This is a genomic window from Aeromonas sp. ZOR0002 (assembly GCF_963866995.1).
GTDB lineage: Bacteria > Pseudomonadota > Gammaproteobacteria > Enterobacterales > Aeromonadaceae > Aeromonas > Aeromonas caviae.
In genome coordinates, this window is the sequence record NZ_CAWMFQ010000049.1 from 1 (window position 1) to 5,882 (window position 5,882).

Annotated in this window: 4 protein-coding genes and 2 pseudogenes; 2 read left to right on the top strand and 4 right to left on the bottom strand. The window is 59.8% G+C overall.

The features are described 5' to 3' along the window. Both AACR77_RS03485 and AACR77_RS03490 read left to right on the top strand, forming a co-directional pair. A pseudogene (locus tag AACR77_RS03485) lies at nucleotides 1-286 on the top strand (AAA family ATPase); the annotation flags it as partial. 12 nt (nucleotides 287-298) lie between these two features. Then, nucleotides 299-463 (top strand): annotated as a pseudogene (locus AACR77_RS03490) (thiamine ABC transporter ATP-binding protein); the annotation flags it as partial. Nucleotides 464-530: 67 nt separating this feature from the next. Here AACR77_RS03490 and AACR77_RS03495 read toward each other — a convergent pair. The 4 genes from AACR77_RS03495 to AACR77_RS03510 all read right to left on the bottom strand — a co-directional run bounded on the left by AACR77_RS03495 (nucleotide 531) and on the right by AACR77_RS03510 (nucleotide 5,605). Further along, nucleotides 531-1,901 carry a PhoH family protein gene (locus AACR77_RS03495; RefSeq protein ID WP_010673145.1) on the bottom strand — a complete coding sequence of 457 codons (1,371 nt, stop codon included), beginning with the start codon at nucleotides 1,899-1,901 and terminating at the stop codon, nucleotides 531-533. Nucleotides 1,902-2,107: 206 nt separating this feature from the next. After that, nucleotides 2,108-2,791, bottom strand: coding sequence for a TSCPD domain-containing protein (locus AACR77_RS03500; protein ID WP_010673144.1), 684 nt, complete (start codon nucleotides 2,789-2,791; stop codon nucleotides 2,108-2,110). 9 nt (nucleotides 2,792-2,800) lie between these two features. Next, a complete protein-coding gene (locus tag AACR77_RS03505; RefSeq protein WP_042879769.1) occupies nucleotides 2,801-4,948 on the bottom strand; it encodes an adenosylcobalamin-dependent ribonucleoside-diphosphate reductase in 2,148 nt (715 codons plus the stop codon). Between the two features lie 204 nt (nucleotides 4,949-5,152). After that, on the bottom strand, nucleotides 5,153-5,605 hold the full coding sequence (locus AACR77_RS03510; protein ID WP_029313820.1) for a pullulanase: 453 nt from the start codon (nucleotides 5,603-5,605) through the stop codon (nucleotides 5,153-5,155). Between the last annotated feature and the right edge of the window lie 277 nt (nucleotides 5,606-5,882).

The following is a 5,882-nucleotide window of genomic DNA, read 5'->3' on the forward strand; positions in this document are numbered from 1 at the left end:
CGCCCTGGTGCGGGGCAGGCCGCTGCTGCTGCTGGACGAGCCCTTCTCGGCCCTCGATCCGGCCCTGCGGCGGGAGATGCTGGCGGAGGTCGCCCGCCTCGCCTGCGAGCAGGGCATCACCGTGCTGATGGTCTCTCACAACCCGGAGGATGCCCAGCTCATCGCCGATCAGGTGCTCTTCATCGACGCGGGACGCATCGCCTTGCAGGGCAAGCCGGATATCCTGCACAGCAGTGATCACCCCGGGCTGCTGCGCTACCTGGGCCGCGCTCTGGCGCCACAGTGAAGGGCTGACAAGCTGATGGTCTCTCCCTGTCGTTCCCAGGACGATGCCCAGCTCATCGCCGATCAGGTGCTCTTCATCGACGCGGGACGCATCGCCTTGCAGGGCAAGCCGGATATCCTGCACAGCAGCGATCACCCCGGGCTGCTGCGCTACCTGGGCCGACCGAGAGAGACATGAGATAGAAGGGATCAAAAAAGGGAAGCCACCTGGCTTCCCTTTTCATGAGTGGCCAGTTGGCCGGGGATCAGAGGTTTTCCTCGGCAAACGAAGCCAGCCGGCTGCGCACCACCCCGTTCAGGAAGATATTGGCACTGCCGTCGAAGTCCTTGAACCGCTCGACGATGTAAGTCAGACCCGAGGTCACCGGGCTCAGGTAGTTGGAGTCGATCTGAGCCAAGTTGCCGGAGCAGACGATCTTGGTCCCCTCCCCGCAGCGGGTGATGATGGTCTTGATCTGGGACGCGGTCAGGTTCTGGCACTCGTCCAGCAGCACGAAGGTGTTCTGGATGCTGCGCCCGCGCATGAAGTTGACCGATTTGAACTGGATGTTGGCCTTCTCCATGATGTAGCTGAGGGACCCGCTCATGTTCTCGTCCTGCTTGTGCAGCACCTCCAGAGTGTCGGTGACCGCCGCCAGCCAGGGCATCATCTTCTCTTCTTCGGTGCCGGGCAGGAAGCCGATGCTCTCGGCAATTTCCGGGGTATTGCGGGTGACGATCACCTTCTCGTAGATCCCCTTCTCGATCACCAGCTCCAGCGCCGCCGCCATGGCGAGCAGGGTCTTGCCGCAGCCCGCCGGGCCGGTCAGGATCACCAGGTCGATGTGCGGATCCAGCAGGGCATCCAGCGCCATGCCCTGATACACGTTCTTGGGATGCACCCCCCAGGCCTTGCGGGACATCAGCCGCTCGCGGCCGAGATCTTTCAGGCGGATCTTGTTGCCGTCGTGGCTCAGCACCCGCGCTGCAAAGAAGTTCTCCTCGTCCAGGAGGTACTGGTTGACGTGGACTCCCTCCAGCAGGTTGGCATCGATGACGTGGACCGTATCGCGGCCATGGGTTTCGCTGTCGCACTCACCGACCCGCTCCCAGAAGCTGCCGGGCACCACCTGGAAGCCCTTGGCGAGCAGGCGGATGTCGTCGATGAGCTGGTCGCTGCGGTAATCCTCCACATGGGCAAGACCTGCTCCCTTGGCCTTGAGGCGCATGTTGATGTCTTTGGTGACCAGCACCACCTGACGCTTCATCTCGTGCTTTTGCAGGTAGAGGGCGGCGTTGATGATGCGGTTGTCCGCCTCCTTGTCGGTGAACACCTCGGCATCCTGGGGCAGATGGTGGTCGCTGAAGATGGAGATACGGCCGCTCGCCTCGCCGGCCAGCGCCACTCCTTGCACTATCTGCTCCGGAGTCGCATCGCGGAACACATCTTCCAGGGCACGGATGGCGATACGGGCATCACGGCTGACGTCCTTCTGGCGATCCTTGATGTTGTCGAGCTCTTCGAGCACCGTCATGGGGATGAGCACGTCGTGCTCTTTGAAGGAGTAGATGGCGAGGGGTTCGTGAAGCAGAACGTTGGTATCCAAGATAAACAGCTTTCGGTCCGTGTTGTCCATAAGCATCCTCCTTGGCACTGAAGGTGCCACGTGTGTGAATCTCAGATGTCATTGAAACCACACGGCCGTGACAGTTTTATTACCCCCAACGCTACGCCCGAATTTACCGGTGCGCAACAAATCGCTGCCATCATGGGCGTCGTTCGAACATAAAATCAGCAACGAAAAGGCCGGCATGTCGCCGGCCTTTGGTGGCAATCAGCCCCTCAACCGCACTTGGAATCCCCGCAGTTGAGACAGGTCATGCAGCCATCCTTTTGCACCAGCGCCTTGGTGTGGCACTTGTAGCAGAGCGCGGCACTGGGTGGGAAACCGCTGCCCGCCGGCTGCTCTTCTGCCTGTTGCTGTGCCTGCAATTGCGCCTGCTTCTCGGCCAGGAACGCCTGCTGGTGCTCGTCCAGCCCGGGCACCTTGAGCATGCCGATCTCGGTGAGATGGGTTTCGATCACGTTGCCAATTTCGGCGATGAGCGAAGGCACGTACTTGCCCTTGTTCCAGTAGCCCCCCTTGGGATCGAACACGGAGCGCAACTCCTCCACCAGAAAGGTGACGTCCCCTCCCTTGCGAAACACCGCCGAGATGATGCGGGTCAGCGCCACTATCCACTGATAGTGCTCCAGGCTCTTGGAGTTGATGAAGATCTCGAACGGGCGCCGGGTCTCGTGCACCGTGCCCTCGTTGAGAATGATGTCGTTGATGGTGATGAACAGCGAGTGCTCGGAGACATGCTCCGGCGTCTTCAGCTTGTAGGTGGTGCCCATCAGCCGTTCCGGGCGCAGCACGGTTTCATGCATGTGCACCACGTCATCCTGGGGCGTCGGCGCATCTTGCGGCTCATCCCGGGTTTTTACCTTGTAGGCGACGATTTTTCTGTCGATCTTCTTGACCATGTCTCGTCCTCAGAACTTGCCGTAATAGCCTTCTTTCAAGGCGTCATAGAGGTTGGCGGCGGTGTGCAGCTCGCCATCGTATTCGATCTCCTCGTTCCCCTTCGCCGTGATGACGGTGCCATCTTCCAGGGTAAACTCGTAACTTGTGTTCTCCAGATCCTTCTCCTTCACCAGCACGCCCTGGAAGGCGGCCGGGTTGAAGCGGAAGGTGGTACAGCCCTTGAGGCCGGAGTCCGAGGCATAGAGGTAGATATCCTTGAACTGCTCGAACGGAAAATCGGTCGGCACGTTGGCGGTCTTGGAGATGGAGGAGTCAATCCAGCGCTGGGCCGCCGCCTGGATATCCACGTGCCCGGTCGGCGTGATGTCGTCCGCGGTGATGAAGTAATCCGGCAGGCGGCTACCTTCCTCCTCGGCATAGGGCATGGCGGCCGGGTTCACCAGCTCGCGATAGGCCAGCAGCTCGAAGGAGTAGACATCCACGCTCTCCTTGCTCTTCTTGCCCGGTTTGATGACATTGCGGCTGTAGTGGTGGGCAAAGCTCGGCTCGATGCCGTTGCTGGCGTTGTTGGCGAGCGACAGGGAGATGGTACCGGTCGGCGCTATGCTGCTGTGGTGGGTGAAGCGTCCACCCACCTCGGCCAGCTCGGCCACCAGAGCGGGATCCACTTCGGCCACCTGCTGCATGTAGCGGCTGTAGCGGGCATGCAACACCTTGCCCTTCACCTTGTCGCCGAGCTTGATGCCATCTGCCGCCATTTCGGGGCGCAGACGCAGCATCTTGCCGGTGACTTCGAACTCCTGCTCCATGATGGGGGCCGGCCCCTTCTCCTTCGCCAGACGCAGAGACTCCTGCCAGCCGGTCATCGCCAGCTCCTGGGAGACCTGTTCGGTGAAGGCGACGGAGGCCGCAGAGCCGTACTTGATGCGCAGCATGGTGAGGGTCGAGCCCAGCCCCAGGAAGCCCATGCCGTGGCGACGCTTGGCGGTGATCTCCTCGCGCTGCTTGGCCAGCGGCAGCTGGTTTATCTCCACCACGTTGTCGAGCATGCGGGTGAAGATGGCCACCACCTTGCGAAACGCGGGCCAGTCGAAGGCGGCCTGCTCGGTGAAGGGATCGCGCACGAAGGTGGTCAGGTTGACCGAGCCCAGCAGGCAGGCCCCATAGGGCGGCAGAGGCTGTTCACCGCAGGGGTTGGTGGCGCGGATCTCTTCGCAGAACCAGTTGTTGTTCATCTGGTTCACCTTGTCGATCAGGATGAAACCGGGCTCCGCATAGTCGTAGGTAGAGGTCATGATGACGTTCCACAGCTTGCGCGCGGGCAGGGTCTTGTAGACCTTGCAGGCCACCTGGCCCAGCTCGTTGATCACCACACCCTCCTTGTTGGGCCAGTCCGCCCAGACCACCCTCGCAGGGTCATCCAGCGCGATGCCATCCTGCTCCACCTCCTTGGCGGTGTAGGGGAAGATCAGTTGCCAGGGGGCATCCTCCTTCACCGCACTGACGAACTCTTCGGTGATGAGCAGGGAGAGGTTGAATTGACGCAGCCGACCATCCTCCCGCTTGGCCTGGATGAACTCGACGACATCGGGGTGACGGATATCCATGGTGCCCATCTGGGCGCCACGACGGCCACCGGCAGAGGAGACGGTAAAGCACATCTTGTCGTAGATATCCATGAAGGAGAGCGGCCCCGAGGTATAGGCCCCCGCTCCCGAAACGAAGGCTCCGCGCGGTCGCAGGGTCGAGAAGTCGTAACCGATGCCGCAACCTGCCTTCAGGGTCAGCCCCGCCTCGTGCACCTTGCCGAGGATATCGTCCATCGAATCCTCGATGGTGCCGGAGACGGTGCAGTTGATGGTGGAGGTCGCCGGCTTGTGCTCAAACGCCCCGGCGTTGGAGGTGATACGGCCCGCCGGAATGGCACCATTGCGCAGGGCCCACAGAAAGGGTTCATACCAGGTGTCGGGTTCGCGCTCCTGCGCAGCCAGCGCGCGAGCGACACGCTGGTAGGTCTCGTCGATGGAGCCGTCGATGGGGGCGCCATCCTTGCTCTTGAGACGATACTTGCTGTCCCAGATCTCGAGAGACGTCTCCTGCAGAGGGATCTGGCGGCTGGCGGTGGCGCCCTCCAGCAGCGGAATGGATTTAGCCATGGTCAATCAACCTCCTGTGAATGGGGCAATATCGTGACAAGAATACTACCAGTAGTAAGTTTAAGGACTAAAAACACAATATGTTGTGATTCATCCGTCGTAAGGGCGCCGATTCTATCCTAAAAAAATGCCCCGGCCAGCAGATTTCTGGGCCAGGGCATTTAACCGGTTCAATTTCCGAGAGATTTAAAGCGAGAGACTATCTCAGGGTTTCTTGACGTATACGCTCGGTGTCTCACCCGCCATATTCAGATAGAACTCATAGACGCCATCCGCCTCGGGCGAGAACTTCATGTCCTCATACTTGGAGCACGGGTTGACCGGTACAGGTTCCCCGCCGAGCACGGCAACGCCATCGCTCGGGCTCTTGTAACCGAAGTTGGTGCCACAACTCCAGCCGGAGTCGGCAAACTTGAACTTGTAAGGAGCCCACTCTTTCTTGAGCGTCCCCTTGGCCATGTAGAGCTTGTCGGCAACCTTGACGACCTTGCTTTCGTCGGTGGCCATCCAGTCGTTCATCTCACCACGCAGGTAGATGGACTTGCCGCCGAAGTCGCTGTTGTCCGCCGCTGCCTGCTCTGCACCACCATTGGATGCGCAACCGCCTAATACCAGGGTTCCCGCCGCCAGCATCATCGTTACTGTTCTTTTGAACATGTGTCCATTCCTCAAATTATTGTGATTCCTTGGTCCATCGATGTGGACCCGGGAATTAAACCAGAGCAGACATGACAAGAAAGGTAGAAGCATCACATTCTGTGCTTTTTATATCCAGAATGCAGGCTTTCGAATAGATATTGAGCAGAGACAGGCCACAAACACGTCGATATTGGCTGGGATGATGAATGCGAGTATCAGAAAACACGGCGGGAGACCGCACCATAGTGCCCGTTTGCCCTCCAGTGAGGGCTTAATTTCAGGCAATAAAAAACCC

What these genes read in the sequence shown, in the direction of transcription:
- AACR77_RS03495 (WP_010673145.1), bottom strand. Translation starts at nt 1,901, where the DNA reads ATGGACAACACGGACCGAAAGCTGTTTATCTTGGATACCAACGTTCTG.
- AACR77_RS03500 (WP_010673144.1), bottom strand. Translation starts at nt 2,791, where the DNA reads ATGGTCAAGAAGATCGACAGAAAAATCGTCGCCTACAAGGTAAAAACC.
- AACR77_RS03505 (WP_042879769.1), bottom strand. Translation starts at nt 4,948, where the DNA reads ATGGCTAAATCCATTCCGCTGCTGGAGGGCGCCACCGCCAGCCGCCAG.
- AACR77_RS03510 (WP_029313820.1), bottom strand. Translation starts at nt 5,605, where the DNA reads ATGTTCAAAAGAACAGTAACGATGATGCTGGCGGCGGGAACCCTGGTA.